The 24,981-nt window shown below is 70.2% G+C and carries 24 protein-coding genes and 1 pseudogene; 16 read left to right on the top strand and 9 right to left on the bottom strand.

Translation table 11 applies throughout. The annotated features are described in order from the left end of the window. The first annotated feature begins 86 nt into the window (after positions 1-86). From OIE12_RS15430 to OIE12_RS15400, 7 genes are all read left to right on the top strand, one after another. Positions 87-479: a DUF6507 family protein gene (locus OIE12_RS15430; protein WP_329135717.1), complete on the top strand. Its 393-nt coding sequence runs from the start codon at positions 87-89 to the stop codon at positions 477-479. After that, a complete protein-coding gene (locus OIE12_RS15425; RefSeq protein ID WP_329135715.1) occupies positions 476-3,082 on the top strand; it encodes a hypothetical protein in 2,607 nt (868 codons plus the stop codon). The genes OIE12_RS15430 and OIE12_RS15425 overlap by 4 nt, the downstream gene beginning before the upstream one ends. Positions 3,083-3,103: 21 nt before the next feature. Beyond that, the gene (locus OIE12_RS15420; RefSeq protein WP_329135713.1) at positions 3,104-3,745 is read left to right on the top strand and encodes a hypothetical protein; all 642 of its coding nucleotides are present in this window, start codon (positions 3,104-3,106) and stop codon (positions 3,743-3,745) included. A 37-nt stretch (positions 3,746-3,782) separates the two neighbouring features. Next, positions 3,783-4,565 carry a hypothetical protein gene (locus OIE12_RS15415; RefSeq protein ID WP_329135711.1) on the top strand — a complete coding sequence of 261 codons (783 nt, stop codon included), beginning with the start codon at positions 3,783-3,785 and terminating at the stop codon, positions 4,563-4,565. A gap of 7 nt (positions 4,566-4,572) precedes the next feature. Continuing rightward, a complete protein-coding gene (locus tag OIE12_RS15410) occupies positions 4,573-5,568 on the top strand; it encodes a hypothetical protein (RefSeq protein WP_329135709.1) in 996 nt (331 codons plus the stop codon). A gap of 108 nt (positions 5,569-5,676) precedes the next feature. Then, complete coding sequence (locus OIE12_RS15405) at positions 5,677-6,213, top strand: GNAT family N-acetyltransferase (protein ID WP_443054045.1); 537 nt, start codon at positions 5,677-5,679, stop codon at positions 6,211-6,213. Positions 6,214-6,681: 468 nt separating this feature from the next. Next, positions 6,682-7,116, top strand: coding sequence for a peptidase inhibitor family I36 protein (locus OIE12_RS15400; protein ID WP_329135707.1), 435 nt, complete (start codon positions 6,682-6,684; stop codon positions 7,114-7,116). Between the two features lie 100 nt (positions 7,117-7,216). Here the strand turns inward: OIE12_RS15400 and OIE12_RS15395 are convergent, their stop codons facing one another. Genes OIE12_RS15395 through OIE12_RS15385 form a run of 3 tightly spaced genes read right to left on the bottom strand, consistent with a single transcriptional unit; the run spans position 7,217 to position 8,523 of the window. Beyond that, complete coding sequence (locus OIE12_RS15395) at positions 7,217-7,477, bottom strand: DUF397 domain-containing protein (RefSeq protein ID WP_329135705.1); 261 nt, start codon at positions 7,475-7,477, stop codon at positions 7,217-7,219. Next, the gene (locus OIE12_RS15390; protein ID WP_329135703.1) at positions 7,470-7,670 is read right to left on the bottom strand and encodes a DUF397 domain-containing protein; all 201 of its coding nucleotides are present in this window, start codon (positions 7,668-7,670) and stop codon (positions 7,470-7,472) included. The genes OIE12_RS15395 and OIE12_RS15390 overlap by 8 nt, the downstream gene beginning before the upstream one ends. 7 nt (positions 7,671-7,677) lie before the next feature. After that, positions 7,678-8,523 carry a helix-turn-helix domain-containing protein gene (locus OIE12_RS15385; protein ID WP_329135701.1) on the bottom strand — a complete coding sequence of 282 codons (846 nt, stop codon included), beginning with the start codon at positions 8,521-8,523 and terminating at the stop codon, positions 7,678-7,680. Positions 8,524-8,829: 306 nt separating this feature from the next. Here OIE12_RS15385 and OIE12_RS15380 point away from each other — a divergent pair, with 306 nt between their 5' ends. The 6 genes from OIE12_RS15380 to OIE12_RS15355 all read left to right on the top strand — a co-directional run bounded on the left by OIE12_RS15380 (position 8,830) and on the right by OIE12_RS15355 (position 13,559). Further along, positions 8,830-9,171 carry an ATP-binding protein gene (locus OIE12_RS15380; protein WP_329135698.1) on the top strand — a complete coding sequence of 114 codons (342 nt, stop codon included), beginning with the start codon at positions 8,830-8,832 and terminating at the stop codon, positions 9,169-9,171. A gap of 30 nt (positions 9,172-9,201) precedes the next feature. Next, complete coding sequence (locus OIE12_RS15375; RefSeq protein WP_329135696.1) at positions 9,202-10,008, top strand: trypsin-like serine peptidase; 807 nt, start codon at positions 9,202-9,204, stop codon at positions 10,006-10,008. A gap of 75 nt (positions 10,009-10,083) precedes the next feature. Continuing rightward, on the top strand, positions 10,084-11,085 hold the full coding sequence (locus OIE12_RS15370; protein WP_329135694.1) for a bifunctional lytic transglycosylase/C40 family peptidase: 1,002 nt from the start codon (positions 10,084-10,086) through the stop codon (positions 11,083-11,085). A 367-nt stretch (positions 11,086-11,452) separates the two neighbouring features. Next, positions 11,453-12,139: a phosphatase PAP2 family protein gene (locus OIE12_RS15365; protein WP_329135692.1), complete on the top strand. Its 687-nt coding sequence runs from the start codon at positions 11,453-11,455 to the stop codon at positions 12,137-12,139. Positions 12,140-12,451: 312 nt separating this feature from the next. Next, positions 12,452-13,285 (top strand): hypothetical protein, encoded by an 834-nt coding sequence (locus OIE12_RS15360; RefSeq protein WP_329135691.1) that lies wholly within the window; start codon positions 12,452-12,454, stop codon positions 13,283-13,285. Positions 13,286-13,409: 124 nt separating this feature from the next. Further along, on the top strand, positions 13,410-13,559 hold the full coding sequence (locus OIE12_RS15355; RefSeq protein ID WP_329142387.1) for a hypothetical protein: 150 nt from the start codon (positions 13,410-13,412) through the stop codon (positions 13,557-13,559). Between the two features lie 22 nt (positions 13,560-13,581). Here the strand turns inward: OIE12_RS15355 and OIE12_RS15350 are convergent, their stop codons facing one another. After that, a complete protein-coding gene (locus OIE12_RS15350) occupies positions 13,582-13,974 on the bottom strand; it encodes a metal-sensitive transcriptional regulator (RefSeq protein ID WP_329135689.1) in 393 nt (130 codons plus the stop codon). A gap of 275 nt (positions 13,975-14,249) precedes the next feature. On the opposite strand from OIE12_RS15350, the gene OIE12_RS15345 reads away from it, so the two are divergent. Beyond that, positions 14,250-14,870, top strand: coding sequence for a DUF47 domain-containing protein (locus tag OIE12_RS15345; protein WP_329135687.1), 621 nt, complete (start codon positions 14,250-14,252; stop codon positions 14,868-14,870). A gap of 9 nt (positions 14,871-14,879) precedes the next feature. Further along, entirely contained in the window at positions 14,880-15,878 is a 999-nt protein-coding gene (locus tag OIE12_RS15340) for an inorganic phosphate transporter (protein WP_329135685.1), read from the top strand. A 306-nt stretch (positions 15,879-16,184) separates the two neighbouring features. On the opposite strand, the gene pstB is transcribed toward OIE12_RS15340, so the two are convergent. The 5 genes and pseudogenes from pstB to OIE12_RS15315 form a co-directional block, all read right to left on the bottom strand. Next, positions 16,185-16,961: a phosphate ABC transporter ATP-binding protein PstB gene (gene pstB, locus OIE12_RS15335; RefSeq protein ID WP_329135683.1), complete on the bottom strand. Its 777-nt coding sequence runs from the start codon at positions 16,959-16,961 to the stop codon at positions 16,185-16,187. 38 nt (positions 16,962-16,999) lie between these two features. Next, on the bottom strand, positions 17,000-18,058 hold the full coding sequence (pstA, locus tag OIE12_RS15330) for a phosphate ABC transporter permease PstA (RefSeq protein ID WP_329135681.1): 1,059 nt from the start codon (positions 18,056-18,058) through the stop codon (positions 17,000-17,002). After that, on the bottom strand, positions 18,055-19,116 hold the full coding sequence (gene pstC / locus OIE12_RS15325; protein ID WP_329135679.1) for a phosphate ABC transporter permease subunit PstC: 1,062 nt from the start codon (positions 19,114-19,116) through the stop codon (positions 18,055-18,057). Before pstC ends, pstA begins: the two co-directional genes overlap by 4 nt. A 118-nt stretch (positions 19,117-19,234) precedes the next feature. Beyond that, positions 19,235-20,365, bottom strand: coding sequence for a phosphate ABC transporter substrate-binding protein PstS (gene pstS, locus OIE12_RS15320; protein WP_329135677.1), 1,131 nt, complete (start codon positions 20,363-20,365; stop codon positions 19,235-19,237). A 191-nt stretch (positions 20,366-20,556) separates the two neighbouring features. Next, a pseudogene (locus OIE12_RS15315) lies at positions 20,557-22,192 on the bottom strand (IS200/IS605 family accessory protein TnpB-related protein). A gap of 376 nt (positions 22,193-22,568) precedes the next feature. Here OIE12_RS15315 and OIE12_RS15310 point away from each other — a divergent pair. After that, entirely contained in the window at positions 22,569-24,800 is a 2,232-nt protein-coding gene (locus OIE12_RS15310) for an RNA degradosome polyphosphate kinase (protein WP_329135675.1), read from the top strand. Positions 24,801-24,981: the final 181 nt, after the last annotated feature.

The raw sequence follows: 24,981 nt of genomic DNA, 5'->3' as shown, positions 1-24,981 counted from the left end.
GGAGCGGCGTCGGGGCCGGTACTACGGCAAGAGGCCCCGGCGCCGGAGTGGGACATGGACGGACTGACGAGCACGGGGGTGCGCACGTGTCGGGCTGGGATCTGAAGCCGCAGGGCATTCAGGGCGTGTTGAAGACGACGGGCGAGACGGCTTCGAACATCGAGAAGCACGCGAAGTCGTACGGGGAGCATCTGACGTCCGCGGCGACCAGCGCCGGCACCATCTCCGCCGAGGGCGGCGGGCAGGGCGGCGAGAAGGCCCAGGGCGGCCTGGTCGCGCTGGCGCTGTCGCAGTACGCGGAGCACGCGACGACAGACCTGAAGTTCATCGCGGCCCGGGCGGGCAAGTCCCTGCAGGGCGCGGTCGACGCGACGACGGCGTACCTCAACGGCGACGAGGAGATGGCGGCCGAGGCGCAGCGCAAGGCGCTGTCGGCGCCGGACCTCGACCCCAAGATGCCCGGGGTGCAGACGGGATGATCGACCCCGCGAAGATCCCGCAGTTCACCGGGGATCTCTTCCAGTTGCAGCTGGCGCATCAGGGGTTGAAGACGGACGCGGGGAATGTCCGGTCGACCGGCAGTGATGTGCATTCGCAGTTCCAGGGGTTGTCGGCGTACTACACGGCTCCGGAGGCGGAGCAGCTCTTCGCGTCGACGAAGCCGGTGAAGGACCGTGCGGAGGACTTCGCGACGGACCTGGAGACGGTGTCCTCGGCGCTGTCCTCGTATGCCACCGAGATCCGTCCGCTGGTGTCGAAGCTGGTGGAGCTGAAGACGAAGGCGACGACGTTCGTCAACTCGGTCAAGGACGACGACGACTGGGAGTACGACGAGGACAAGGTCGACGAGCACAACGGGATCCGCGACGAGATCACGACGACGGTCGCGGCGTTCTGGGCGGCGGAGCGGACCTGCCACAACAAGATCACGGCGATCTTCGGCGGCACGCAGATGGTCGCGGGGGACGGCTCGGACCGCAAGGACCAGTACGGGTTCAACGCGGAGGACCTGAAGAACGCGAAGCTGCCGTGGGGCGACCCGGTGGAGGAGAAGCACCACGCGTGGGAGGTCGGCCACTGGATCAAGTCGTTCGTCTGGGACGGGCTGATCGTCGACGGCGTCTGGGGCACGATCAAGGGCCTGGGCACGCTGGTCGGCTTCGGCGGCTGGGAGGCGATGGGCCAGGCGTGGAAGGGCCTGGCGCAGCTGGCCACGGGTCTGGTCATCACCGCGGTCCCGGGCGCGGGGGCGTTGTTCTGGACGCTGCCCGACGACAAGCTTCCCTCCTGGCTCCGCGACTCCCGTACAGCGATGAAGGAGACGGGCAAGGCGCTGGTGGCGTGGGACGAGTGGGGCAAGAACCCCGCGCGGGCGGCCGGTGCGGTCACCTTCAACGTCTTGACCACGGTGTTCACCGGCGGCTCGGGTGCCGCGGCGTCCGGCGCGGGCAAGGCGGGCGCGATCGCCAAGGCGCTCTCCGTGGCCGGCAAGGCGGGCAAGGTCATCGACCCGATGACGTACGTCATGAAGGGCGCGGGCGCCGGCCTGTCGAAGATCGGGGACATCAGCAAGGCGCTCAAGGGCATCGGCAACATCGAGATCCCCAAGCTGCCCGACAACGCGTTCACGCTTCCCGAGGGCGCGCTGAAGCTGCCCGACGGCACGTTCCACTTCCCCGAGGGGGCGGCGGTCCCGGAGGGCGCGGTCAAACTTTCCGACGGCACCTTCAAACTCCCCGAGGACACGGTGGCGCTGCCCGAGGGCACGACGAAGCTGCCGACGGAGGCGGGCGCGCCGGCGCAGTACCTGGACCCGCACGGCAACGTCCTGGACGAGCAGGGCAACGTCGTCCACGCGGCGGACGACGCCCCCACGGACGTCGTCGACAAGCCCAACCTGGACGACCTGGGCGAGCACGGCCCCTCGACGTCCGGCGCGGACAATCCGCACACCCCGACCCCGGTCAAGGAACCGGCCCTGGTCGGCGCGGGCACCCACACGGCGGAACAGGCAGGGCACCAGCACATCACGCTGGGCAGCGGCCTGGACGACGTCGGCCATGTCGGCGACGACGTCACGAACACGCCGGTGGTCCACGCCGGGGGCGAGCATCCGGTCGTCCACGCGGGCGACAACCTCCCCGGCGGCACGGCCCACGAGCACGGCCCCGGCCCCTCGGCGAGCCACGAGACGCCCGGTGGGCCGAAGGACGGCCCCGGTGGGCCCAAGGACGGTCCTGGTGGCAACGCGGACAGTCCCGGCGGTACCGGCCACGACGGTCCGGGCGGCGGCGGTCACGAGCCGTCCTCAACGGGCGGCCATGAAGGCGGACCGGGCGGGACGGTGGACGACGGCACCACCGGCGGGCACGGCGGTGGCTCCCATGCCGGGGGCCACTCGGGAGGAGGAGCCGGCAACCACGAGCCACCCGTGCCCGGCGACCGCTTCAGCGAGGGGGACCGCGTAGCTGCTCCGGAGACCGGTGTCATGCGCCCCGACCAGGAGGCGGCGGTCACTGCCGGGCTCGATCGGGTCAAGATGCAGCCGCAGGACCAGCAACGGCTTCTCACACAGCTGCGCAAGAATGAGTACGGCGCCGGCGTGGCCGAGTACATCGCGCGAGGCGACTTCGACGGTATGCCCGGCTATCGGGACCTGCTCAGCCAGTGCAAACAGAAAGGCATGATTCCGGCCGTTCACCAGGCCATGGAACACGCGGCGGACTTGCAGGCCCGTGGCGTCGAGGGTCTCGCTTTCGAGTTCAAGGACCCGGGCAAGGGTCTGGACCTCGACGTGCTGGTCAGATCCGGAGACGAAATCACGCACGGCGTGCAGCTCAAGGACGTGGAGCAAGCGAAAGGAATCAGGTCCGCGGCACGTAAGATCGCGGAAAAACAACTGGCCGGTGAGATCTCGGGTACGAAGGTCGCCATTCTCGACGTTCATGACGTCAAGGGCGCCCTCACCGAGTCGATGGTTCGAGACCTGGAGTACTACGCTGAGCGGACCGGTGCCACGTTCGAGGTCCGATTCCAGGACGGCTCGATCACCGTTCCGGCCAACGGCCAGGTTTATCCGTGACATTCATCCGTGAGGAAGCACATGCCCGTCCTGATGCGTTCACCCGAGGAATCCGCGTCCTGGGAGTGGGAGCTCGATGAATTCGCGCCTCCCGGTCTCGACTCCGCGCTGATGACGGCGGCGCGCATGTCGGACGTGTTGCGGGAGCACGACCTGCTGCGGCCCAGCAGTCTGCGGTGGAAGTGGTTCGTCAAGGGGCGCGGCAGCGTGGGAATCACCACGGAGCTCTCCGTGGGGGAGGCCCTGAACAAGGAGGAACTGTCCCGGAGAATCGCCGAGAGCCGTCCTGTTGTATTTCCCCACGCCGATGTCGGTGCCCTCCGGATTTCGGGAAAGGGAACATGGCTGGATGCCGAGGGGACGGCGCGCGGCGAATCGGATCTCGTTGTCCTGACCGTCTATCCCGAGGCGCGGCACCTGGCCGCCGAAGTGGCGGTGTTCCATGACATCTGGGGCTACTGCGACTTCCGTGGTGTTCCGCATCCGGATGTGCAAACACGAAACGCTCCGCGCCTCGCTTCAGCCCTCAAAGCACTGGAATCGCTCCTCGGAGTGGCGCCGGAGCCGGGCGATGCCACGTATTTCGGCCGGGCCGAGGGGTACGGGATCGAGATGCCCGACCTGATCGACGGAAAGGGGCCCGATCTCACCGATCGGCTCTGAGGCGGGGGAGTGGCGTTCCGAGACGGGGAGGAGTGACGTGCGGTCACCGGATTCCGGACGAATGTCGTGCCGGGCCGTTCTGGAGCGGCTGAGGTGCATCGACTGGGGCGACGACGCTGCCGCGTACGAGCACGCCAGTTCTCGGGCGCTGCTGATGCGGGAGTATTTGCGGCGCACCGCCGAGTGGGCGGAGGCCCTCGGGGACCGGGAGGGGTGGCCCTTCTTCGACCTGGCGGAGCGCGCCGCCCCCGGTGTCGGCCTCGCGCCCGAGCTTGCCGCGGAAGTGGACGAGGTGCTGGTCGAGGTCGCCCCGGCCTCGCTGCGGCAGGCGTGCCGGGCCGCCGTCCGGTGGGCCGCGGTGCGGGAGGCCGGTACGGGGTTGCCGTCTGGACCCTCCGTCGAGCCGTACGAGCCGCTGCTGCTGATGTGCGAGCGCGGCGGCGGCTACTTCGTCGAACAATTCATCGATCTGAACGGCGTGATGGTCCCGCTCGGCACGGTGGAGACCAACCTGTCCACGCCGTCCTTCCCCACCCTCACCCCCGCCACGCTGGACGCGCTGGACGGCGAGGGCACCCTCACCTACTACGCGAAGATCGACGAGGGGCACCCCCGCGAGCGTCCGCGCGGCCTCGTCCGGCGGCGCACCGACGACGATGAGACCTTCGACGAGGCGTTCACGCGCAACCTCCGCTGGGAGCCCACGGAATACCTGCGGCTGTACGACCTCGGCCACAACGAGATCGACCACGTCGAGATCACAGCGGCCGAGGCAGCCCGCTTCATCGAGGACGCGGTGCGTCGGCTGAGCGCGGCCTGAGGCGCTCGTGCGCGCGAGTACGGCGGTCGCCGGGTGGCTGTGGGGGCGGGACGAGCCCGCCGCAGGCCCGGATCCCGTGGAGGGGGGTGTACGGGACGCGGTGACCGCGTACGAGGTGCTGGCGGCGCACGGATTCGCCGCACCGGAGGCCGGGCTGCGGGTGTCCATCGTGGCGGCCGGGGCGTCCCGCGGCCTCCTGTGGGACGGCCGGCTCGCGCTGCCCGCCCCGGCGCATTCCGCGGCGACCCGCCTCGTCGAGCGCGTCCGGCGGGAGCTGCGGGACGGAGAGATCGGGTCCGTGGAGGCGGCCGTCCCTGCCGGATCCGCACCCGGCGGGACACCGTTCCACCTGGCCGTGAGCGTGCATCCGTTGGCCGAGTGCGTCACGGCCCAGTTGACGACGCACTGGGACGTCTGGCTTCCTTACGACCTCAAAGGCCGGCCTCAGCCCGAGGTGTACGCGGCGAACGGACCGCGTCTCGCTGCCGTGCTGGGTGAGCTGGCCGAGGTTCTCGACTCGGAGACCGACCCCGACGACCCGACGTATTTCGCGAAACCGACCGAGACCGGTGCCGAGAACTTCTTCACCGCCGACGGCGAGGCGGCGGATGTGTGGCGGAGTTTTGAGGTCCCTCGCCGGTACGACGTCTTCACCCATGCGCCGGGCTTCGGGCGTATCGGTTACCGGCGTACGGCGGAGGGAGAAGTCCGGTATCTGCCCGTGGAAAGTGAGCATGGGCTCCTCGGTCATCTGTGGGCGTCGGACGGGGAGAAGGCGGCGAGCTTCGAACCGGTGAACGTGGACGACGACATCGTCTACCGCGCCGGCCTGGTGTGGCTGGAGCGTCTGGAATCGGCGCACGAGCGGGGACTGTCCCCGGCGGCGGCGTTCGAGGAGCTCTCGGGACTGCCGGACGAGGGAGGAGCCGGCCGTGTCGTGACGTCGGAACCGCCGCGGACAACGCGTCTGGACGTCTTGCGGGAGTCGGCGGACAGCGACTGAGTGGTGTGTGGGACAGCCACTGAGCGGCGTGTGCCGCCCGGGTCCGTCCGCTGAGCCCGTCCGTGAGTGCTCAGTAAGGGAACCGGAGGATCGGTTGTGAGTGAGGAGTTGATCGTTCTGGACGCGGCGGAGGTGGCGTCCGGAGTTGGGGAGAGGGAGCGGTTCATAGGGTCCGCGCACCGGATTCTGGCCGACCTGGTGCGTGGTGGTGCGGCGCTGGGGTGGGTCGAGCCGCCCGGGCGGGAGGAGGTCGCCGGACTCGTCGACGATCTGCTCGGCGCCGCGCGCGTCGGCGACGCGGCCCTGCGTGCCGCCTTCCTCGGCGGGCGGCTCGTCGGCCTGGGGTACTGGCGCCGGTACGCTCGCCCGACGCATCGGCCGCACGCGGACCTGGAGAAGCTCGCGGTGGACGCGTCCGCCCACGGGCGTGGCGTCGGCCGCGCCCTGACCGCCGCGCTCGTCGCCGACGCGCGGGGCGCCGGCATCGAGGTGCTCACGCTCGACGCCCGCGGCGACAACGCCGGCGCGCTGCGGCTCTACGGCTCACTGGGCTTCACCGAGTACGGCCGCCTCCCCGACTTCGTCGCGGTCGGCGAGCGCCGCTACGACAAGGTCTTCTGCATGCTCGACCTGCGCCGGGCCTGACCCGGGGTGGCCGTCACCGGGCGCCGAGCCCCTCGGGTCCGGGCCCGGGGCCGTCCGGCGGCGCGGCCCGCTCCCGGACGAGGTGCTGGTCGAGGTCGCCCCGGCCTCGCTGCGGCGGGTGTGCCGGGCCGCCGTCCGGTGGGCCGCGATGCGGGAGCCCGGTAGGGCGTGGCCGTCCGGCCCGAACTCGGCGCCCGCGAGCGCGGTCTGCCGCACCAGTGCGCACAACGGCGCACCGGGTAGTGGGCATACCACGCCGCACACGCCGTGGCGCTCCGCCAATCGGATGATTCGGCAGGGATACACGCCAAACGGGTGTATGCGTGCAACTCATACTGGCGGCGTCCGGCAGGCCGACCGCCCGTGCCCTCGGCACGCGGTGCCTCTGCCTGCTCTCGAACGGTTCTGCTCAGCCGGTCCGGAGCGGCGTGGCCGCTCCCGCCGGCGACGAGGCAAAGGAGCTGTGTCATGCGCCGCAACCGCAACCGCAACCGCAACCGCAACCGCAACCGCAACCGCACCCGCACCCGTATCCGCTCGCTCGCCGTGGCCGCGGTGGCCCTGGTCGCCGCCCTCGGTGTCGTACCCACCGCGTCCGCGGCCCCCGAAGCGTCCGGCAGTCGGGCGGCCTACCGCTGCACGCCCGGATACTTCTGCATCTACAGCGACTGGAACGGCGGGGGCACCCGCTGTCAGTGGTCGCAGGCCAGGAAGGCCAACACCGCCGACGACTGTTCCTTCATCCAGCGCGGGCACAACGTGCGTTCGGTGAGGAACGACACCGGGCACCGTGTGCAGTACTACACGCGCACGAACTATCACGGCCGCGTCGGCTCCACTCCCTCCCACGCGGGCGGCAACCTCCAGGGCAACTACCAGATCCGCTCCTTCAAGCCCCAGTAGAGCCGGACTAGTGCCGGAATCGGGGCTGTGTTCGTGACGTCAGGGCCGTCGAGCGTTTCGCCGACGGCCCTGACGTCACAGTCGTCCGGACGTGCGGCCCCTACGAGCCCCCGAGGCCCTCGACGCCCTCCACGAAGTGGTCGAACTCGCCCGCCTGGACGCCGAGTACGAACGCCTCCCACTTGCGGCGGTTCGTCGTGACGACGGTGTCCGGGTCGCTGGTCTCACGGAGGTGGACGGGGGCCTCGGGATCGCCCTCCGCGTACCCCTCGCCGTACGCGATCTCGATCCAGGGCCCGGGCCCGGGGTCGTCCGGCGGCGCGGCCCGCTCCCAGACGAGTTCGGAGGGTACGTCAGCCATGGTTCGCCGCCTCCGATTTCAGGGCGCGGAGGAGGGTGTGGAAGGCGGGGCGGGGGGTGGTCAGGACGGTTCCGGCGGGATCGCCGCTTTCGGTTACCAGGATGGCCCCGGCGGGGTCGGCCGCCACGTGCACACAGGAGTTTCCCTGCGCGCAGTACGACGACTTCTGCCAAGCGGAGGTGGCTATGAGCATCGATTCCTCACAGGTCTCGGACGATCTTGTGGATGAAGTCCCGTGACTGCTCGGGAGACAGCGCACTGGCCTCCATACGGTCGAGCAGGACGCGGTACTTGTCGAGCTGTGCCTCGGAGTCGAGGAAGGCCGGTCCGTGCGACTGGTCCAGGTTGACCGTGTCCAACTGCGGGACGGGGCCCCGGGAGTAGTAGATGGACTGGCCGGACCCCGGAAACGTACCCGCCTCGAACGGAATGACATGCAGGCTGACGTGGTCCCGCTCGCTCATTCCCAGGAGGTGTTCGAGTTGGGCGCGGGTCACGGCCGCACCGCCGAACCGCATACGCAGCGCGGCCTCGTGGACGATCGCCTGGTGCGGGGTCGGGAAGTCGCCGTAGAGGACAGCCTGCCGTTTGACGCGGAAGGAAACCCGGTGCTCGATGTCCGGCGGTGACATCTCGGGTACGTCCTGGCGGAAGATCTCGCGGGCGTAGTCCGTGGTCTGGAACAGGCCCGGGATGTGCACGGTGACGGCGGTACGCAGGGCGGTGGCATGGTGCTCGACCTCGGCGAGGTCCAGCAGTACGGCGGGCAGGATCTCCCGGTACTGCTCCCACCAGCCGCGGGTCCGGTCGGCGGCCATCCGGCCGAGCGCTTCGACCAGGGCCTTGTCGCCGCACGCGTAGTGGCAGGCGAGAGTACGGACGCGCTCGGGGCTGACGCCGACCCGACCGGCTTCCATGTTGCTGACTTGGGTCTGCTTGATGCCGATGAGTTGACCGGCCTGGGTTGCGCTGAGCCCTGTTCGTTCCCGGAGTTTTCGCAGCTCCGTGCCCAGACGGAGCTGGCGTCCGGTCGGATTGCTTCTCACGCGGTGGCCTGCCTTCTGGCGTACTCCGTCACCCACATGGGTGGCAGTGATTGGAATTCCCGAGGAACGGTTCATGTATTTTCGCTGCACCGCTACCTTATAAGTCGGCGCCCCCGCCCAGAAGTGCCCCGCTCGACGGAGCGGCGAAGGTCACTGGGCATCGCGGACACGCACCGTACGCACTTCACCAACTCCCCTCAGTGATCGGAGACTTTCATGGCAACCGTAGCGCCGTCCTGGGCCTACACCCTCCATCTTCCGCATGATCCACGGGCACCCGGGATCGGGCGCTGCACCTTGCGGCGGGTGCTCGGGAGTTATGGGCTCGAGCCGCACGTCCCCACCGCCGAGCTGCTTGCCGCCGAGCTGCTCGCCAACGCGCAGACGCACACCGACGGGGAGTACGCCCTGCGCATCCGGTACGACGCCGGGCGCGGGCGGTTGCGCGTCGGGGTGTGGGACCGGAGCCCCGCGCTCCCGCCCGGCTTCGGCACCGAGCGGGCGGCACCGCCGCCCGGCCCGGGCGCCGAGTCCGGGCGCGGGCTCCACCTCGTACGGGCCTGCGCCGACGACTACGGCGGCTACGCCCTCCGCGAGCTCGGCTCCGCGCACGGCGGGAAGCTGCTGTGGGCCGAGTGCCGGGTGTGACCGGCCGGTCCCCGGGTACCCCTGGCTGAAATGAAGCGCCAGCGATGCGTGCCGGGCGGCTCCGCCCGATCCGGCCGCTTCCGGTCGCAGCACCTCCTGCTCGGCTGTGCGGTGCTGCTCGCCGCCACGTCCGTCAGCGTCGCCGCCGCCGACGAGGGGCCCGGGAGGCAGCGCCTCGGCGTGACCCGCACCGCCCCGCCCTCGCCGCGCGCCGACCGCGTCGGCGTCCTCCTCGACGCCGGCCGCCGGCACTTCTGCACCGCCTCCGTCGTGCACAGCCCCCGCCACGACCTCGTCGTCACCGCCGCGCACTGTGTGGACGGGGGCGGAGCGGTGTGGTTCGCGCCGGGGTACCGGGACGGCAGGGCGCCCCACGGGGTGTGGAAGGTGCGGGACGTCTTCTACGACGACGCCTGGGCGGACGGCGCCGACGAGGACCACGACCTCGCCTTCGCCGTGCTGGAGAGCGACGGCGAGGGGAGGGGCGTGGAGGACGTCGTCGGGGCGAATGCCTTCGGGGCCGGGGCCGATGCCCTCGGTACGGGGCGGCCGGTCGGTGACGGCGCCGGCGTCGTCACCGTCGTCGGGTATCCCGACGCCCGCCAAACCCCCCTCGCCTGTACCAACCGCCCCACCCTCCACAGCCCCACCCAACAGCGCATCGACTGTCCCGGTTTCACCGGTGGCACCAGCGGCAGCCCCTGGCTGGACCGCTCCGGCGCCGTCGTCGGCGTGATCGGCGGGTACGAGGAGGGCGGCGCCACCGCGGACGTGTCGTACAGCGTGGTCCTCGGCCGGGACGCGGGGCGGCTGTATCGGACCGTCATGGCGCAATAGTGATCATTCCCTCGGCGCGGTCCCGCCTCTAAACTGACGGGCGGTGGACTTCCGACCGGCGAGGGGCGGTTGACGGTGCGTAAGGCGTGGATCTGGGTCACCGTTGCCGCCGGCGGCGGTCTCAGCTTCGTCATGCTGCTCGTCGTCGGCGTCTACATGGTCGCCGGGAACATGGCCAACGGCGTCGGCGCCGGTGTCGTGGCCCTGGCCAAGGGGGCCGTTCCGGCCGCGTACCAGGACCTGGTCCAGAAGTACGGCAACAAGTGCGAGGCGCTCAACCCGGCGCTGCTCGCCGCGCAGCTCTACCAGGAGAGCGGGTTCAACCCGAAGGCGCGGAGCGCGGCGGCGGCCGAGGGGATAGCGCAGTTCATCCCCAGCACCTGGGCCACCCACGGCGTCGACGGCAACGGCGACGGCCGGCGCGACGTCTGGGACCCCGCCGACGCGATCCCGTCGGCCGCCTCGTACGACTGCAAGCTCGCCCAGTACGTCAAGACCGCCTCCGGCGACCCCACCAAGAACATGCTCGCCGCGTACAACGCGGGCCCCGACGCCGTCCTCCGCTACAACGGCGTGCCGCCGTACGGCGAGACGCAGAACTACGTCAAGACGATCACCACGCTCGCCGAGAGCTTCGCCGCCCCGGTGACGACGGTGGAGCCGAGCGAGCAGGCCGCCGGTGCCATCAACTACGCCCAGACGAAGCTGGGGACGCCGTATCTGTGGGGCGGGAACGGAACGGCCGCGGACGGCGGGCGGTTCGACTGCTCGGGGCTGACCAAGGCCGCGTACGAGAAGGTCGGGATCACGCTGCCGCGCGTCGCCAACGACCAGTACAACGCCGGGCCGCACCCCAAGCGGAGCGAACTGAGGCCCGGTGATCTCGTGTTCTTCTCCGACGATCTGACCAACTCCCGGGCCATCCGGCACGTCGGCATCTACGTCGGCGGCGGGTACATGATCGACGCGCCCAGAACCGGGGCGGTCATCCGGTTTGATCCGATCGACACCCCTGACTACTTCGGCGCCACCCGGGTCACCGAAGATGGCGCGAAAGCGCTCCCCAGCGCGGTGTGAAACACCACCTCGGAGGGGTTTCGGGCCTTACCCGAACGGAGGGCGAGCGGGAGCCGGCTGGCTTGATACCGTCCCCCGTACGCACCTCCTGAGCTGCGGCGACGCATTTCTCTTCGATAACGTCTGCGTGATCATTCGGTGGAACGTGGAACGTTCCGGAGAGCGGTGTGCGTTCCTTGTTCACGTAGACAGCGGCAACCATCCGTGCGGATCCCGCCGCGGCACGAGCGGGGCCACGGAGACGGCCCGGTCCGTTCTACGGCCACGGGGGTGGAACCCGCGGTGACGCGTGTACGTGCGTGGAGGCGCGCGGACGGCGCCGCCGCACCGATGCGACTGGTAATGACGACGAAGGGGCCGCTGCACGATGGCTGGACTCGCCGAATCCTCCGGGTCGAACCCCGACGTCGAGCTGCTGTACGACATCAACGGCCTGGCCAAGGACGCGCCGCACTGGTTCGACCGGGTGATGGAGTTCATCGGGGAGTACGGGCTGCTGCTCGCCATGGTGGTGCTGGTGCTGTGGTGCTGGTGGGGGGTGCGGCGGCGGGGTGGTGACGGCGCGGCGTCCTCTGTGGCCGCGCTGGTGTGGGCGCCGCTCGCGGCCGGGGTCGCGGTGCTGGTGAACGTGCCGATCCGGGGGTTCGTGGAGCGGCCGCGGCCGTTCGTCGACCATGACGGGCTCGACGTGCTCGTCGACGGGAAGAACGACTTCTCGTTCGTGAGCGATCACGCGACGCTGACCATGGCGATCGCGGTGGGGCTGTTCGTCGCCAACCGGCGGTTCGGGATGGCGGGGATCGGGCTGGCGCTGCTCGAGGGGTTCTGCCGCGTGTACATGGGGGTGCACTACCCGACCGACGTGGTGGGCGGGTTCGCGCTCGGGACGGCGGTGGCGTTGTTGTTGTCGCCGGTGGCGATGGCTTTGCTGACACCGGTGGTGCGGGTGGTGGAGCGGTCGCCTCGGCTGGGGTGGATCGTGCGGGCGCGGGGGCGGGCGGTTGTGGCCGAGGCGTCGGCGGAGGTCGCGGGGGAGCGGGACCTGGCGGCGTAGGGGGGCGCCCCTTCAGTGCACGGTGGCTTGTCGCGCTCCGCGTCACGGGGCGCGATGGTTTTCCGCGTCTGTTCTGGCCAGGCTTCTGGCTCTTCTTGCCGGGCCGCGCCAGCCGCAGGTGCAGGTGGCGGCGCAGAAGCGGCCCTGTTCGACGGTCGTGGTGCGGTGGGGTTCGCTGTCGCGGTGTTCTTCCGGCACGTCAACACGTTACCCAGGGGGTGCCCCGTGCTATCCGGCGCGTGACGGGGATCCCCGGTCCTCGTTAACCCGGCGACTGGAGGGACGGGACCGACCCGGCTGGGGGTAACGGCGATGGTGGCGCGGCGGCACTGGCGGACGAGCGCGGCGGTCGTCGTGGCCGCGGCACTGGGGGTCTGCGCGGGCGGGTGTTCCGGCGAGCGCGCCGGGGCGCAGGAGGCGGCGTCCGGCGGTGACGCCGTCGCCGTACTGCACGGAGCCGCCGCCCGGCTCGTCCGGGCCGGCACCTCCCAGGCGCGGACCTCCATGGAGATGGCCACCGGCGGCACCCGCGTCACCATCCGCGGCGCCGGCGTCTACGACTACCGCGAGCGGCTCGGCCGGCTGAAGGTGCTCCTCCCCGAGGACCCCGCCGGTGCGCGCGAGCACCGGCCCATCACCGAACTCCTGGCCCCCGGTGCGCTGTTCATGAAGAACCGTGGGGCCGGCGTCCCCGCCGACAAGTGGGTACGGGTCGACACCGGCACCCTCTCCGACGGCAACCTCGTCACCGGCGGCGTCACCGATCCGTACGCCGCGGCCGAGGTGCTGCGCGGGGCCCGTACGGCGACGTACGTCGGGCGCACCGAGGTCGCCGGAACCCCCGTACGGCACTACCGCGGCACCGCCGACCTCGCGCTCGCCGCACGCGACGCCTCCGCGGTGAACCGGGGGCCCCTCGCCGCGGCGGCCAAGGGGTTCGCCACCGCCGAGGTGCCGTTCGACGTGTACCTCGACGACCAGGGGCGGATCCGGAAGATCCGGCACCGGTTCAGCTTCGTGGGCGGGCAGTCCAAGGACCCGGTCGCGGTCGCGTCGACGGCGCTGCTGTACGACTTCGGGGTGGACGTCGACGTACGGCTGCCCCAGGGGGCCGACATCTACGACGGGAAAATTGCCGAAAAGTGACTGGCGCCACGGCATGGGCGCGAGAACTAGCCCTTCCGTGCCATGCGCGGGGCGTGTGCCGCTCCCTACTCTTGGAGGTCGGTGACGGCAGGAAGAGGTGATGCGCGTGGCTCCGGTCGGTGGGATGGCGGTTCAGGACCACGTGGCTCTTGCCGAGATCGAGCTGTGCGGGGAGCTGATCATCGCGGCGTCCGCGGCGCGGGGCGAGCGGTTGTCGCTCGAGAGTATCGACCAGGTGCTGCGGGTGGGGGAGGACTCCGGGGACTGGGACTGACGGGGGCTTCGCCCCCCGGTCCCTACGTGCGGAGCAGGCGTGCGATCGCCTTTGTCGCCTCTTCCACCTTCGTGTCGATCTCGTCGCCGCCCTTGCGGGCCGCGTCGGCGACGCAGTGGCGCAGGTGTTCCTCCAGGAGCTGGAGGGCGAAGGACTGCAGGGCCTTCGTCGAGGCGGAGACCTGGGTGAGTATGTCGATGCAGTAGACGTCCTCGTCGACCATCCGCTGCAGCCCTCTGACCTGGCCCTCGATGCGGCGCAGCCGTTTGAGGTGCTCGTCCTTCTGTTTGTGGTAGCCGTGGATGCCGCGGTCGTGGTCCGTGAGCACGGGCGTGGCAGCGTTCTGCGCCGTCGCGTCCGCCACCGTCGTCGCGGAGGGCGCCGGCGGGGCGGCCTCGGGGGGCGGGGTCGTCATCGCGTCCTCCTGGGAGGGGAAGGGAAAAGAGAGGGGGAGGGAGGGGAAGGGGGTGGGAACTGCAACGATTGCGGCATATACCCCCCACCCGTATATGGTACGGGACTCCGGCGGGTAGAGAACCCTCGGCCGGTACGCCCGGCCGTACTCAAGGACCTGCCCCCGTGCCGAGCACGGTGTTCGAATGGGCGACACTGGGGACGGCCCGTTAGCCGTGGCCGGATGATGCGCCTAGCATCAGCCTGACCGAAACCGAAGCATCCCGAGGACCCCACGTGCGCTTTCGTCTGACCCCCAGGGAGACGAGCTTCTACGACATGTTCGCCGCGTCCGCGGACAACATCGTCACGGGCTCGAAGCTCCTGATGGAACTGCTCGGGGCGGACACCTCCGCCCGGGCCGAGATCGCAGAGCGTATGCGGGCCGCGGAACACGCCGGTGACGACGCCACGCACGCGATCTTCCACCAGCTGAACTCCTCGTTCATCACGCCCTTCGACCGCGAGGACATCTACAACCTCGCGTCGTCCCTGGACGACATCATGGACTTCATGGAGGAGGCCGTCGACCTGGTCGTCCTCTACAACGTCGAGGAACTGCCCAAGGGCGTCGAACGGCAGATCGAGGTGCTGGCGCGGGCGGCCGAGCTGACCGCCGAGGCCATGCCGAACCTGCGGACGATGGACAACCTCACCGAGTACTGGATCGAGGTCAACCGGCTGGAGAACCAGGCCGACCAGGTCCACCGCAAGCTGCTGGCCACGCTCTTCAACGGCAAGTACGACGCCATCGAGGTGCTCAAGCTCAAGCAGATCGTGGACGTCCTGGAGGAGGCGGCCGACGCCTTCGAGCACGTGGCGAACACCGTGGAGACCATTGCGGTCAAGGAGTCCTGAGGCGCGTCCATGGACACCTTCGCTCTGATCGTGACCGTCGCGGTCGCGCTCTTCTTCACATACACCAACGGTTTCCACGACTCGGCCAACGCGATCGCCACCTCGGTGTCGACGCGGGCGCTGACCCCGCGTGCCGCGCTCGCGATGGCCGCCGTGATGAACCTCGCCGGTGCGTTCCTCGGGTCCGGGGTCGCCAAGACGGTCAGTGAGGGGCTGATCGACACGCCCGAGGGGTCGAAGGGGATGGGGATCCTCTTCGCCGCGCTCGTCGGCGCGATCGTGTGGAACCTCGTGACCTGGTACTTCGGGTTGCCCTCGTCCTCCTCGCACGCGTTGTTCGGCGGGATGGTCGGGGCGGCGCTGGCCGGGGGGATCAAGGTCTACTGGAACGGGGTGCTCGACAAGGTCGTCATCCCGATGTTCCTCTCGCCGATCGTCGGTCTGATCGTCGGTTATCTCGTGATGACCGCGATCATGTGGATCTTCCGGCGGGCCAATCCGCACAAGGCGAAGCGGGGGTTCCGGATCGCGCAGACGGTGTCCGCGGCGGGGATGGCGCTGGGGCATGGTCTGCAGGACGCGCAGAAGACCATGGGCATCGTGGTGATGGCGCTGGTCATCGCGGATGTCGAGGACTACGGGGATCCGATTCCGGTGTGGGTCAAGCTCGTGTGTGCGGTGATGTTGTCGCTGGGGACGTACGCGGGTGGCTGGCGGATCATGCGGACGCTGGGGCGGAAGATCATCGAGCTCGATCCGCCGCAGGGGTTCGCGGGGGAGACGACGGGGGCGTCGATCATGTTCACGACGGCGTTTCTGTTCAAGGCGCCCATTTCCACGACGCATGTGATCACGTCGGCGATCATGGGTGTGGGGGCGACGCGGAGGGTGAACGCGGTGCGGTGGGGGGTGGCCAAGAACATCGTGCTGGGGTGGTTCATCACGATGCCGGCGGCTGCGGCTGTCGCCGCGGTGAGTTATTGGGTGGTCGACCTGGCGGTCCTGTAGTGCCGTTGGGGTGCGGCCGGTTTTTTCGCCCCCGCCGCCCCTACCCGTCCCATTCCCAACCTGGGGGCTCCGCCCCCAGGCCCCCCGGAGGGGGAGGGGTGTGGGGGTGGGTGGGGGAGTGCGGGTTGGTTCTTGGTTGCTCGCGCAGTTCCCCGCGCCCCTTTCAGGGGCGCGGGGAACTGCGCGAGAAGCTCCACCGGCCGGCAGCCGACAACACACCCCAAGTTTGAAAGGGCCCGTCCCCAAGAGGGGGCGGGCCCTTGGCTCGCGGTGGCACCGCCATGCAGCACCGCGAGCGGTCGTGGGTCAGCCGAAGCGGCCGGAGATGTAGTCCTCCGTCGCCTGGACCGACGGGTTGGAGAAGATCCGCTCGGTCTCGTCGATCTCGATGAGCTTGCCGGGCCGGCCCACCGCCGCGAGGTTGAAGAACGCCGTGCGGTCCGAGACGCGGGCCGCCTGCTGCATGTTGTGCGTCACGATGACGATCGTGAAGCGTTCCTTCAGCTCGCTGATCAGGTCCTCGATCGCGAGGGTCGAGATGGGGTCGAGGGCCGAGCAGGGCTCGTCCATCAGGAGCACGTCCGGCTCCACGGCTATCGCGCGCGCGATGCACAGTCGCTGCTGCTGGCCGCCGGAGAGGCCGGAGCCCGGCTTGTTCAGGCGGTCCTTGACCTCGTTCCAGAGGTTGGCGCCCTGCAACGACTTCTCGACGATGTCGCCGAGTTCCGACTTCTTGTACTTGCCGTTCAGCCGCAGGCCCGCCGCCACGTTGTCGAAGATCGACATCGTGGGGAAGGGGTTCGGGCGCTGGAACACCATGCCCACGTCCCGCCGCACCGACACCGGGTCGATCCCCGTGCCGTACAGGTCCTCGCCGTCCAGCAGCACCTTGCCCTCGACCCGGCCGCCGGGCGTGACCTCGTGCATGCGGTTCAGCGTGCGCAGGAACGTGGACTTCCCGCAGCCCGAGGGGCCGATGAACGCCGTCACCGAGCGCGGTTCGACGGTCATCGAGATGTCGTCGATCGCCTTGTGGGAGCCGTAGAAGGCGGTGAGCCCGCTCACATCGATTCGCTTGGCCATGATTCGTACTTCGCTTCCGGTCTCGTGTGGGCGGTCAGTCAGCGGGGGGACTTCCAGCGGGCAACGCCGCGGGCCACCAGGTTGAGGATCATCACGATCGCGATGAGGGTGAGGGCCGCCGCCCAGGCACGGTCGTAGGCCGCGCCGTAACCCGCGCTGTTGGCGTACTGCTGGTAGATGTACAGCGGCAGCGACGCCTGCGGGTCCTTGAACGGGTTGGAGTTGATGAAGTTCGTACCCCACACCAGCAGCAGCATCGGGGCGGTCTCCCCGGTGATGCGGGCGATCGCGAGCATGATGCCCGTGGTGATGCCGCCGATCGACGTCGGCAGGACCACCTTGAGGATGGTGCGCCACTTCGGCACGCCCAGCGCGAGGGAGGCCTCGCGCAGCTCGTTCGGTACGAGCTTGAGCATCTCCTCCGTGGAGCGGACCACGACCGGCATCATCAGGATGGCCAGGGCGAGCGAGCCGGCGAAGCCGGAGTAGCCCATGTCGAGGATGAGGATCCAGAAGCTGAGGACGAAGAGGCCGGCGACGATCGACGGGATGCCGGTCATGACGTCGACGAAGAACGTGACGGCCTTGGCGAGCTTGCCGCGCCCGTACTCCACCAGGTAGACGGCGGTGAGCACGCCCACCGGCACGGCGACGACGGTGGCGAGGCCGACCTGCTCCAGGGTGCCGAGGATGGCGTGGTAGATGCCGCCGCCGGTCTCCGTGTCGGCGACCACGCCCATGGAGTGGGACAGGAAGTAGAAGTCGAGGACCTTCACGCCCTGCCGGACCGTCTCCCACAGCAGCGAGGCCAGCGGGATCACGGCGAGCAGGAAGCAGACCCAGACCAGGCTGGTGGCGACGCGGTCCTTGGCCTGCCGGCGGCCCTCGACGCGGGCGGCGATGCCGTACGTGCCGAGGACGAACAGGACGGCCGCGATCAGGCCGAGCTGTGCGGAGTTGTCCATGCCCGCGACGAGGCCGAGGACGACGGCGACGACGACCGAGCCGGCGGCGATGGCCCACGGGGACCACTTCGGCAGCCGGGCGCCGCGCAGCGTGCTGGGCGCGGTCGCGGTGGTGACAGGTGCGGTGCTCATGCGTTGGCCCCCGAGTACTCCTTGCGGCGGGCGATGATCATGCGGGCCGCGCCGTTGACCAGCAGGGTGATGACGAAGAGGACCAGGCCGGAGGCGATCAGGGCGTCCCGGCCGGTCTCGGTGGCCTCGCCGAACTTGCTCGCGATGTTCTGCGCGAAGGTGCCGCCGCCCGGGTCGAGCAGACTGGCGTGGATCTTGAAGGTCGGGGAGAGGACCGTGGCGACGGCCATCGTCTCGCCGAGCGCACGGCCGAGGCCGAGCATCGAGGCGGAGATCACGCCGGAGCGGCCGAAGGGCAGCACCGACATGCGGATGACCTCCCAGCGGGTGGCGCCGAGCGCCAGGGCCGCCTCCTCGTGCATCCGCGGGACCTGCCGGAAGACCTCACGGCTGACGTTGGTGATGATCGGCAGGATCATGATGGCCAGCAGGATGCCGACGGTGAGCAGCGAGCGCGGGGCGCCCTGCTGCCACTCGAAGATCCCGGTCCAGCCGAAGTACGTGTCCAGCCAGCCGAACAGGCCCTCCAGGTGCGGCACCAGGACGAGGGCGCCCCACAGGCCGTAGACGATGGACGGCACCGCGGCCAGCAGGTCGATGACGTAGGCGAGGGCGCCGCCGACCTTGCGCGGGGAGTAGTGCGTGATGAACAGCGCGATGCCGACCGCGACCGGGACCGCGAGGGCCATCGCGATGATCGACGAGACCACCGTGCCGAAGGCCAGGACCGCGATGCCGAAGACCGGCGGGTCGACGTTGGTGTTCCACTCGAGGGTGGTGAGGAAGTTGCCCTCGTCCTTGCTGATGGCTATGGACGCGCGGTAGGCGAGGAAGGCCGCTATCGCGGCCATGATCACCAGCAGGAAGATGCCGGAGCCGCGGGACAGGCCGAGGAAGACGCGGTCGCCGGGGCGGGTGGCCCCGCGGCTCGCGCGCTTCTCCTCGGCGGTCGCGGGGGCCGGGGCGGGTGAGGTCGGTGGGGGCTTCTCGGCGTTCCCGGGCTGCGCGGTGTTGTCCGGCTGCTCGGGCTGCTCGGTGTTCTGGGTGGTGGTGTCCATGAGGATCTCCGGTCTGCGGAACCGTCGCGGGTGGCGGTTCCGGGCGGCGGTGCACCGGACGGTGCGGTCCGCCCCCTGGTGACCCGGGGGGTGGACCGCACGCTCAGGTCGGCTCGGGTCAGCTCAGGTTCGAGATGGTCTCGCGGACCTTGGTGATGATCTCGTCGGGGATCGGCGCGTACTTGGCGTCGGCCAGCAGCTTCTGGCCGTCCTCGGACGCGATGTAGTTGAGGAAGGACTTGGTGGCGGGGAGGGTGTCCGACTTGTTGCCCTTGTCGCAGACGATCTCGTACGTCACCAGGGTCAGCGGGTAGGCGCCGGCCTCGGTCGGCTTGTAGTTCATCTCCAGCGCCAGGTCGCTGCCGGTGCCGGTGATCTTGGCGGCGCCGATGGCCTTGGTGGCGTTCTCGACGGAGGCCGCGACCGGGTCGGCGGCACCCGTCTTCAGGCTGACGGTGTTGATTCCGTCACCGGCGTAGGAGAGCTCGAAGTAGGAGATGGCGCCCTCGGTCTGCTTGACCTGCTGGGCCAGGCCGGAGGAACCCTGCGCCGACTGGCCGCCCTTGGCCTGCCAGGCCTTGCCGCCCTCGTACTTCCAGTCGTCCGGCGCGGCGGCGATCAGGTACTTGGTGAAGTTGTCCGTCGTGCCGGACTCGTCCGAGCGGTGGAACGCCTGGATCTTCGTGGAGGGGAGCTTGGCGTCGGGGTTCAGCTTCTTGATCGCCGCGTCGTCCCACTTGGTGATCTTGCTGTCGAAGATCTTGGCGAGCGTGGAGGCGTCCAGGACGAGGTTGTCGACGCCGGGCACGTTGTAACCGACCGCGATCGGGCCGCCGACCATCGGGAGGTCCACGGCCTGGCCGCCGGAGCACACCTTCTTGGACTGGGTGACCTCCTCCGGCTTCAGCGCGGAGTCCGAGCCGGCGAACGCGGTCTGGCCGCCGAGGAAGGCGGTGATGCCGGCGCCCGAGCCGCTCGGGTTGTAGTTGATCTGCACGCCCTTGCAGGCCTGGATGTACTGCTTGACCCAGGCGTCGATCGCGTTCTTCTGCGCGGAGGAGCCGGACGCCTGCAGCTGGCCCTTGGCGTCGTCGCACTTGATGCTGCTCGCGTTGGCCGCGGTGGAGGCGTCGCCGCTGCCGTTCGAGCCCGTGTCGTCGGAGCCGCACGCCGTCAGGGCCAGGGCGCCGGAGACGGCGACAGCACCGAGGGAGAGGGCGCGCAGCCGGTTCTTGCGCTGAAGCTTCACTTTCGGGAGTTCCTTCCAGGAGCCGCCGGTGGGGGCGGCGTGCGACGTCATGGTCCGGGCCAGGTGGGGCCGGCTTGTGATCGTCGGTGCGGGGGCGGCCTTTGCGTGGCGCTTCGCACCGGGTAAGGCCGAAATTAGGCAGAACAGGTGAAGGGGGCGATGGGTGAGGGTGAACGCCGGGTGAACCGTTCCTAATCAGTGAGCAGGAGTGAGTCCTGGACCCATTCCTGTGCACTGCGGACGCCCCGAACGGTTTTGGGTGTCCTGGTTGCCCGCGTTCTCTCCGCGTCCGGCGGCACGCATCCGGTGCGTGGTCCGGGAATGCGGGGGCGGGTTCCCTCACGCACAAGGGCACGCCGGTCGGCCTGGGCGGTCCGATGCCCGTGCATATCGCTCTGGTGTGCACGGGGCGGTGCCGTCCGACGCCGGACCGGGTAGCCCTGGGCGCGTCGTCCGATCGCGATGCTCGCGGCATCGTGCCGGCTGGTCTTGCGGGTCGTGCTGGTCAGGGGCTTCTGCCAGTGCTGGGCGCCCCACTTCGAGGTGTAGGCCGGATCGACGGCGATGACGGTGATACCGGTGGCATCGGCCATGGAGGTCAGGCGGGCGCGGAGTCGGCCGGTGGGCATCCCGGAGATCAACTGCCACGAAACCGCTTCCTGCGGCCGTGTTTCTCGCGGGTCTTCTCCGCCGCGAAGTCCAGGTCCTCCACGGCGATCGCCTTCACCCCGCAGGCCCGTGCCCAGTGCAGGAGCCGGGTCAGTGCGTGGCGGACCTGGGCATCGCGGTGGTCGGCGGTGCCGCTCAGGTCGTAGAAGAAGCGCCGGGGGTCGCCGGTCGGGTTGCCGTGGGTGTCCAGGCGCCAGGCGGCCAGATGGTCGGCGTTCATATCGACACCGACCACCCCATGGGCCAGAGCCGCAGCCAGGGGCACCAACGGGGTAGCCGGGGTCTGCCAGGAGGCGGTCACATACCAGCGGTCACGCCCCACGTCGTAGTGGATGCGGTAGGCGACCGCACGGTGGGCCTCCACCCGGTCCGCCCACTCCTGCCCCCGGTGCGCGAACCGCACGCGTCCGGTGAGGACGTACCGGCCGTGCGGTGCGTTGGCCAGATGCGCCAGCGGGGCGGGGAGTTTGATACTGACCTCGCCGTCGGGGGCGATGCGGAGGGTTTCGTTGCCGTAGCGCTTCCCGCTCTCCCCGTCCGCCCGCAGAAACCACCGCTCCGCCTCCCACCGCGCACGCCACTGAGTCTCAGTGAGCTGGGCGGCGGGCAGGTGGTGCCGGGTGCGGGCCAGGCGTTTGCCGCCCCGCACGACGTGGACCTTCCCGGCTTCCCAGTCGGCGCGTTCCCGCGCGAGCCGGTCCTGAAGGGCGTGCAGGCGGCGGGACTTGGCATGCCACTCGCGCCGGGAACGGTAACCCCCGGCTCCCTCTTCGTGCCCTTCTGCCCGAGTGGCAGGGACAGGCGCTGCTGCAGAGTCCGCACACCTGTCTCAAGATTGCGTAGGTGGGCGTGGGCGCAGCGGCGGGCCAGCGCCCACTGCTCATGCGTGGCCTTGGTGAGCGCACCGGCCCACCGTGAGGAAGACTCAGGTGTCAGCTCCCGCTTGCGCACCGCCCACGCCTCGGCGTCATGCCCCAGACCATCACGGCAACGCGCCCTCAGATCACGACCGGCCAGCGCGCCCAGATGCGCGCCCACCCGCCGCAGCACCTCCTCATCGGCGGCCGTGAGCTGCTTGAGCCGGGTACGCACCGCCACCCCCGACGGACCGGGCGCCACGAACGGCGCCGCAAGCTCCCGCAACACCCCGCCCACCACACCACCCCCCCACCAGCCCGCCGGACTCGCCCCCGAAAACCGGATCACCCCGTCAACGAACACCAGCCGCAAAGGTCACCTATTCGAGAGGCGAACCGACATTCCCATTCCCGCACGGGACTGCACGCGCGCCCGCGCCCTCTGCGGACCCGCACCCCCGGTCCGCCCCCCGGTATCCCGCACGTCATGTCGCCGTAACCAGTGATTCAGCCGGCCTTGCGACGCTCGGCCAATGCGACCCGCCGTGCCCGAACCCACGCCGCCCCCCGCGCGGGGGGCACGTACGGGGAGAGGGCGTCCCGCCGACGCCCTCCCACCTGTCGCTTCTCCTGTTTCCGACGCGCCTGTTCCGCTCCGTACGCGGAAGAATGGCTCCATGAGCCAGCAGAACGCCCAGGCGCCGGTGGCGCACGCACAGCAGCCCTCCGTCGGGTCCCTCGCCGCGCACCGCCCCCACACGGTCGCCGCCACGCGCTCGGATCTGGAACCCGACCTCGACGCCGACCTCGACGTCTACGACGACTCGGCGGACGGCGACCAACTGCCCCAGGGCCGCTTCCTGGACCGGGAGCGCAGCTGGCTCGCGTTCAACGAACGGGTGCTCGAACTCGCCGAGGACCCGGCCACGCCCCTGCTGGAGCGGGCCAACTTCCTCGCGATCTTCGCCAGCAACCTGGACGAGTTCTTCATGGTCCGGGTCGCGGGCCTCAAGCGCCGCATCGCCACCGGCGTCGCCACCCGCTCCGCCTCCGGGCTGCAGCCCCGCGAGGTGCTGGAGATGATCTGGGCCCGCTCGCGCGAGCTCATGGCCCGGCACGCCGCCTGCTACCACGAGGACGTCGCCCCGGCCCTGGCCGACGAGGGCATCCACCTGGTGCGCTGGAGCGAGCTGACGGAGAAGGAGCAGGCGGGCCTGTTCACCCTCTTCCGGCACCGCATCTTCCCCGTACTGACCCCGCTGGCGGTCGACCCCGCGCACCCGTTCCCGTACATCTCCGGGCTCTCGCTCAATCTGGCCGTCGTCGTCCGCAACCCGGTCTCCGGGCACCGGCACTTCGCCCGCGTCAAGGTGCCGCCACTGCTCTCCCGCTTCCTGGAGGCCTCCCCGCAGCGGTACGTGCCCGTCGAGGACGTCATAGCCGCGCATCTGGAGGAGCTGTTCCCGGGGATGGAGGTGCTGGAGCACCACGCCTTCCGCCTCACCCGCAACGAGGACCTGGAGGTCGAGGAGGACGACGCGGAGAACCTTCTCCAGGCGCTGGAGAAGGAGTTGATGCGGCGCCGGTTCGGGCCGCCGGTGCGGCTCGAGGTCGAGGAGTCCATCGACCGGTACGTACTGGACCTTCTGGTACGGGAGTTGAAGGTCAGCGAGGCCGAGGTCTACCCGCTGCCCGGACCGCTGGACCTCACCGGGCTGTTCGGCATCGCGGCCCTGGACCGGCCCGAGCTGAAGTACCCCAAGTACATCGCCGGCACCCACCGGGACCTGGCCGAGGTCGAGTCGGCGTCCGCGCCCGACATCTTCGCCGCGGTACGCGAACGGGACGTGCTGCTGCACCACCCGTACGACTCCTTCTCCACCTCCGTGCAGGCGTTCCTGGAGCAGGCGGCGGCCGACCCGGACGTCCTCGCCATCAAGCAGACGCTGTACCGCACCTCCGGCGACTCCCCCATAGTCGACGCGCTCATCGACGCGGCCGAGTCCGGCAAGCAGGTCCTCGTCCTGGTCGAGATCAAGGCGCGCTTCGACGAGCAGGCCAACATCAAGTGGGCCCGCAAGCTGGAGGAGGCCGGCTGCCACGTGGTGTACGGGCTGGTGGGCCTGAAGACCCACTGCAAGCTCTCCCTCGTCGTACGGCAGGAGGGCGAGACGCTGCGCCGCTACTCGCACGTCGGCACCGGCAACTACCACCCCAAGACCGCACGGCTGTACGAGGACCTGGGGCTGCTCACCGCCGACCCGCAGGTCGGCGCGGACCTCTCCGACCTGTTCAACCGGCTCTCCGGCTACTCCCGCCGCGAGACCTACCGGCGGCTCCTCGTCGCCCCCAAGTCGCTGCGCGACGGGCTGGTCTCGCGCATCGACAAGGAGGCCCAGCACCACCGGGCGGGGCGCCCCGCCTACGTCCGCATCAAGGTCAACTCGATGGTGGACGAGGCGGTCGTCGACGCGTGCTACCGGGCCTCGCAGGCCGGGGTGCCGGTCGACGTGTGGGTGCGCGGCATCTGCGCGCTGCGCCCCGGGGTGCCGGGGCTGTCGGAGAACATCCGCGTCCGCTCCGTCCTCGGCCGCTTCCTGGAGCACTCCCGGGTGTTCGCCTTCGGCAACGGGGGTGAGCCGGAGGTGTGGTTCGGCAGCGCCGACATGATGCACCGCAACCTCGACCGCCGTATCGAGGCGCTGGTCCGGGTCACCGACCCGGGCCACCGGGCGGCCCTGAACCGGCTCCTGGAGACCGGCATGTCCGACACGACGGCCTCCTGGCACCTCGGCCCCGACGGCGAATGGACCCGCCACGCGACCGACCCGGAGGGCCAGCCCCTGCGAAACGTCCAGGAGACGCTCATAGACGCCCGGAGGCGCCGGCGTGGCACAGCAACACCCTGACCCGACACCCCCGGGCGTCCCGCCGAAGCGGGGGCTGCCGGGACCGGCGACCCCGGCCACCACGGCCGTCACGTCCGCCGCCGCCCCGGCCACGTCCGCCGCGACCGGCCCGGGCCAGTCCCCCGTCACCGGCCCGGGCGCACCGGCCGGTCCTCGCGGTTCCGCCGTCGGGGCACGGCTC

Source organism: Streptomyces sp. NBC_00670, from assembly GCF_036226765.1.
GTDB lineage: Bacteria > Actinomycetota > Actinomycetes > Streptomycetales > Streptomycetaceae > Streptomyces.
The sequence above is the reverse complement of the archived record's forward strand: the minus strand, read 5'-3'. Positions and strand labels throughout refer to the sequence as shown.

What these genes read in the sequence shown, in the direction of transcription:
- OIE12_RS15425 (WP_329135715.1), top strand. Translation starts at nt 476, where the DNA reads ATGATCGACCCCGCGAAGATCCCGCAGTTCACCGGGGATCTCTTCCAG.
- OIE12_RS15390 (WP_329135703.1), bottom strand. Translation starts at nt 7,670, where the DNA reads ATGCTCATAGCCACCTCCGCTTGGCAGAAGTCGTCGTACTGCGCGCAG.
- OIE12_RS15365 (WP_329135692.1), top strand. Translation starts at nt 11,453, where the DNA reads ATGGCTGGACTCGCCGAATCCTCCGGGTCGAACCCCGACGTCGAGCTG.
- pstC (WP_329135679.1), bottom strand. Translation starts at nt 19,116, where the DNA reads ATGGACACCACCACCCAGAACACCGAGCAGCCCGAGCAGCCGGACAAC.
- OIE12_RS15395 (WP_329135705.1), bottom strand. Translation starts at nt 7,477, where the DNA reads ATGGCTGACGTACCCTCCGAACTCGTCTGGGAGCGGGCCGCGCCGCCG.
- OIE12_RS15340 (WP_329135685.1), top strand. Translation starts at nt 14,880, where the DNA reads ATGGACACCTTCGCTCTGATCGTGACCGTCGCGGTCGCGCTCTTCTTC.
- OIE12_RS15420 (WP_329135713.1), top strand. Translation starts at nt 3,104, where the DNA reads ATGCCCGTCCTGATGCGTTCACCCGAGGAATCCGCGTCCTGGGAGTGG.
- pstB (WP_329135683.1), bottom strand. Translation starts at nt 16,961, where the DNA reads ATGGCCAAGCGAATCGATGTGAGCGGGCTCACCGCCTTCTACGGCTCC.
- OIE12_RS15355 (WP_329142387.1), top strand. Translation starts at nt 13,410, where the DNA reads ATGGCGGTTCAGGACCACGTGGCTCTTGCCGAGATCGAGCTGTGCGGG.
- OIE12_RS15360 (WP_329135691.1), top strand. Translation starts at nt 12,452, where the DNA reads ATGGTGGCGCGGCGGCACTGGCGGACGAGCGCGGCGGTCGTCGTGGCC.
- OIE12_RS15310 (WP_329135675.1), top strand. Translation starts at nt 22,569, where the DNA reads ATGAGCCAGCAGAACGCCCAGGCGCCGGTGGCGCACGCACAGCAGCCC.
- pstA (WP_329135681.1), bottom strand. Translation starts at nt 18,058, where the DNA reads ATGAGCACCGCACCTGTCACCACCGCGACCGCGCCCAGCACGCTGCGC.
- OIE12_RS15350 (WP_329135689.1), bottom strand. Translation starts at nt 13,974, where the DNA reads ATGACGACCCCGCCCCCCGAGGCCGCCCCGCCGGCGCCCTCCGCGACG.
- OIE12_RS15400 (WP_329135707.1), top strand. Translation starts at nt 6,682, where the DNA reads ATGCGCCGCAACCGCAACCGCAACCGCAACCGCAACCGCAACCGCAAC.
- OIE12_RS15375 (WP_329135696.1), top strand. Translation starts at nt 9,202, where the DNA reads ATGAAGCGCCAGCGATGCGTGCCGGGCGGCTCCGCCCGATCCGGCCGC.